This is a genomic window from Frankia sp. CcWB2, from assembly GCF_977927585.1.
The window spans coordinates 1-4,212 of record NZ_CDWRCM010000281.1; the positions used below are offsets into that span (position 1 = coordinate 1).

Genomic DNA, 4,212 nt, shown 5'->3' on the forward strand with positions numbered 1-4,212 from the left:
AACTTCCCAAACAGGCCCTAGGAGCAGCGCGCGCTCTGTCTCGTCCTCTGGGGGGCTCGCCGGCCCCGACCGGCGTGTGGACAACGCCACCATGACTCCGGCGGCGAGCAGGCTGGCGGCTGCTATCCCCAGCAGACCCTGAGAGGACGGTCCGAAGGAGTCGGACGCGAGAAGGCCGGGTGTAGCGGGGCCACCGGTGACCACCGCGGTGTGCTGCGCCGAGACGACCGCGGCCGCGTCATCCAGGACCGCCAGCGCACGAGAGGTGCCGAGACGACCGTCGCCGTCCCCCGGCTCGGGGTCTTCGAAATCGGGATAGCTGGGTTCTGGATCATCGAGGCCGGGGTTGCCGGGTCCGTGGTTGTCGAGGTCAGCGAGGTCGTAGCCGCCGGGGGCGGGGGGCGCGGTACCTGTTTCGGTGGCAGGCCATCCCGGGACGGAGTCCGGCACATGCAGTACCTGCAGGCCCTCGCCCTGCGCGTCGGCGGGCAGCAGCAGCCAGCCGGCATGGATGAGCGATGGCTTGGACAGCGTGCGGCCGTCCGGCTGGGCGCGACCCTCGTTGAGGTCGAAGATCTCCCGATACCGTAGACCATCACCGAGGAATCGCTCCGCGATGCCCCAGAGGATGTCGTGGTGGCGCCCCTCGGCAGGTCGCACCTCGTAGAGCTTCATCACGCGCCCGTTGGACGCGAGCCGGCCGTGCGGGTCCGCGATCGGACTGATCAACTCGGCGTGGCAGACGCGCGGTGTCATGCGGCCAGCCGGGCCAGCCGGCCCGGTCCCCGGTTCCGACCGTGACGGCCAGGTCCGCCGGGTCGGTGTGCTGGCGCCGGGATCCGTTGTCGTGGCCACCGGAGCCCGATCACCCCTCGTGAGCGCGGGCGCCCTGTCGTCCGGAGCCGGCCGCGGAGCGACCAGGGCCGCCGAGGTCGTCGATACCGGCATCGCCGTCCCCATCCGGCCGGGCGCAGGCGGAACGGCGGGGGCCCGGGCGTATGTCATCGGGGCGACCAGAATCGTCGTCCCGGAGAACAACACGGATGTGGCGACGAGACGGCGGGCGAGGTTCTGGGGGGCGCCGCCCAGCGGTATCCGCGGGGCGAGGCCGGTACCGCGCAGCTCGGCCCGGCATTCCGCGACAAGACAGGCGGTGAAGTGCAGCCAGGCGGCCCAGAAGAGCAGGGACAGGATGGCTCGGACGACCGCGCCGGCCCCGTCCCCGCTCTGGAGCGGTGGACCCAGTACCAGGATCAGTACGACCGGGACGCCGAGGACGACACCGGCGATCGCAGCGATGGCCCCGGCGGCGCGCAGCCGTTCCCGAGACCGCAGCTCCGCGGAGACCACCGGCACCGGCTGGCGGGCCGGCACACTCCCGGGCCTGTCATCGACCATCCGATGGGGAGGGTTGCCAGCATGCGGAAGCCGCCGTCGTGACCGCGGTGCCGCCGCCGGCGAGGCGGACGCCATCGATGCCGGCGGCGAGGACGGCCGCGCGGATCGAAGTGGTGTCGATGGTGGCGGGAGCGGCGTGGACATGAACCTCCCCGATCAGGCGCAGGGTCGGGCGCATGGGCACGCCGGGCACGGCCTCATGCCCGGTTGCGTGGCGCTCATGCTAGGTCGCTGGAGACCGGTTTCCAGGGCGAAGCAGCAGTTCCCTGACCTTCTTGTGACCATTACCTGGATCCGGTCGACGGCATGTCTCCGCCGTGGATGCCGGCGCTCCAGGCTCTGGACCGGGGCGAGCCGAGGGAACTCGTGGGAGCGGCGCCGAACTGCCTGGATGTCCGCACGCCGATCCCGTGCAGTGAGCACCCGGCCTCCTCGCGCTGCTGTGCCTGGACGGCGACAGAGGGACAAACTCGTTGTAATCGTACCAGTGCGGTCGCGTAGAGGAAATTTCGAGATGAAAGATCTACAGTTTATTACCCAAGGTGGGCATCTAATGCCATTCTAGTACTAAATGTTCAAATTTATTCTTACGTTGAGTTACCTCCAAAAGTGTCCAGTGTCGCGGCGTACCAGGGCAGGCCTACCTTCGATCGACTACCTTGTCCATTCCCGCATCCGCGGAACACCGGCGCTGGCCACACCGAGGCCGGACCGACCCCGGACTGGCCCGGTCATCCGGCACTCTGGATCTCGTTCTGAATCTCGGCGAGCCGCGCACGTAGCTGATCCAGCTGGGTGTGCAGTTCGGTGAGGGTCCGGTCGTATCCCGGCCAGACGGTGGTCCGGAAATCGACCGCGTTACGACCGTCCCAGTTCTCCGGGTCGATCAGTACCTTCGCCGCGGCGCGGAGCTCGTCGAAATGGGTGAGCAGCGGGCCGTTGATGATCGTGGTGAGATCGGCGATAGCGGTCACGGCTTGTGGCGTGCTACGGACGGTGACATCGGACGGCTGGGTCATAGTGTGCTCCGGTGGCGGGGATCTGGACGGCCGTCTCGGCGGCAAAGCGCCTCGATGGCATGGAAGAGATGGAAGAGAGCGACCGGCGCGGCGGACAGTGGTCCCGGGAGGGGCGGTCCCGGGGGTGGTCCGTCAGCTTCCGGCCGCAGCGGTTCGACGGTTGATCTTGGTGATGCCGCGGGCGAGCTCGGCGAGGTTCGTCCGCGGGTCGGTCAGCGCGCTCTGCACCTCCGGCCAGACCTGAGCACGAAAAACCTGCGCCTTCGGGCCATCCCAGTTTCGCGGGTCCGCCAACGTGTTGCCATGATTGATCAGATTTGTCGTGGTTGCCTGCAGATCGGGTAGCTGTCGGCTCATCCGCCCGGCCGCCTGTTGGGCCGCCGGTGTGGTCACGGTTCGCACGGCATTGTTCCTCTCGGGACTCGAGCAGAGGGGGACGCGAGCAGGTCGGATGTCGGGGGACAGGCGACCTGGACGGGAAGGACGGCTCCGCGGCGCACCAGCACCCCGCGGCCTGGAGGCGCGGGGCCGCCGATCGTGCGGGACAGCCGGACTCCGAGCAGTTCGCCGTCGCTCGGCCGCCCCGGGGCCAGGAGCAGCCCGTACCCACCGCGGCGGACGTCGACGAGGAATCCGCGGTACTGGCCCAGCAGCTCCTCGGTCGTACCGGCGACGATCAACACGCCGCCGCCGCCGTCGCGTGCGGCCTGCCAGAAGGCCGCCAGCTCGGCCGCGGCCCGTTCACCGACCAACTCGGCGTCGTCGACGAGGACGACCAGAGGTTCGTCCCCTGACAGGCCGGTTGGCAGGTCGGTCAGCGACCGGATGGTGTCGGTCCGACGGGTCTCCGGCGTGACGGCTGACTCCCCCCGCCCGCGGCCGCCGCGACGGCAGGTGCCGTCGCTTCCCGCCTCCTCCACGAGGTTCATGGTCCCGTCCAGGATGGCTACGACGTCGGGTCGGTGGGCGAGGGAACGAAGGGGAGACGGACGCGGCGTCAACGCGACGATTCGGGCACCATCGGTGAGGAGTGACAACGCCAGCGTGAGTAGAACGCAACTGCGCCCGGACCGTGGCGGGCCACTGATCATGAAACCGGGACCGTCGGTATCCAGATCCACCTCGACGATCTCCAGCTCGTCCCCTCCGATTCCGATCGGCACGTGCAGCGAAGATCGATTTTCTGGACGCATGGCCGCCGCCGCGGATCTCCGCGACCGCCCGGGCGCGCGTTCCATCTGCTCGGATGTGACGAGGGAGGGCAGCGCGTCGATCCGGAAGGGACGACGATCGAAGCGCTCCGGCGGCCTTCGCGACACCTCCACAGATCGGCCCGCCTGGGACATCGCCCGAGAGCCCACCGCCCGCAGTGCCGCAACCTGAGCCTGGCCTGTGGGGTCCGCGTCGAGCAGCGCGATCTGTGTCTCCACGGGACTGGGGAACCGGCCTCCGACCGCGACCCCACGTCCGGCGGACAGCGTCCCGGGCATGTCGAAGGGGGACAGGCCAGCGAGCGCGTAGTCGGAAGGGTCGGCCATCCGCAGGAGTAGTCGTTCGTCGACGAGCGACGCCAGCCGCCCGATCAACCCTCGTCGATCGGTAGTGATGATCACTCGTAGGCCCACCGCCTGACCTTCGCGCAACAGCCGCAGAAGCTGGTCGACGAGTATCCCTCCGTCGACGTCCTCAAAGGCGGCCAGAAATCCTTCGAACCTGTCGACGAGCAGCACCAGGTACGGCGATGGGCGCATGGCGTCGCCCGCATCGCCGGGAGACGGCCGCCACGACCGTCGGG

3 protein-coding genes and 1 pseudogene are annotated in these 4,212 nt (G+C 69.2%); all 4 read right to left on the reverse strand.

Annotated elements, in window-relative coordinates; translation table 11 throughout:
* Positions 1–1,398 (reverse strand): LysM peptidoglycan-binding domain-containing protein (locus ACY45C_RS20395; protein WP_462189165.1); only part of this gene is annotated, 1,398 nt, incomplete at its 3' end.
* A 731-nt stretch (positions 1,399–2,129) separates the two neighbouring features.
* On the reverse strand, positions 2,130–2,417 hold the full coding sequence (locus tag ACY45C_RS20400; RefSeq protein ID WP_462189166.1) for a hypothetical protein: 288 nt from the start codon (positions 2,415–2,417) through the stop codon (positions 2,130–2,132).
* A 132-nt stretch (positions 2,418–2,549) separates the two neighbouring features.
* Entirely contained in the window at positions 2,550–2,819 is a 270-nt protein-coding gene (locus tag ACY45C_RS20405) for a pyrophosphorylase (protein ID WP_462189167.1), read from the reverse strand.
* Positions 2,807–4,212 (reverse strand): annotated as a pseudogene (locus ACY45C_RS20410) (FtsK/SpoIIIE domain-containing protein); the annotation flags it as partial. The pseudogene ACY45C_RS20410 and the gene ACY45C_RS20405, both read right to left, overlap by 13 nt.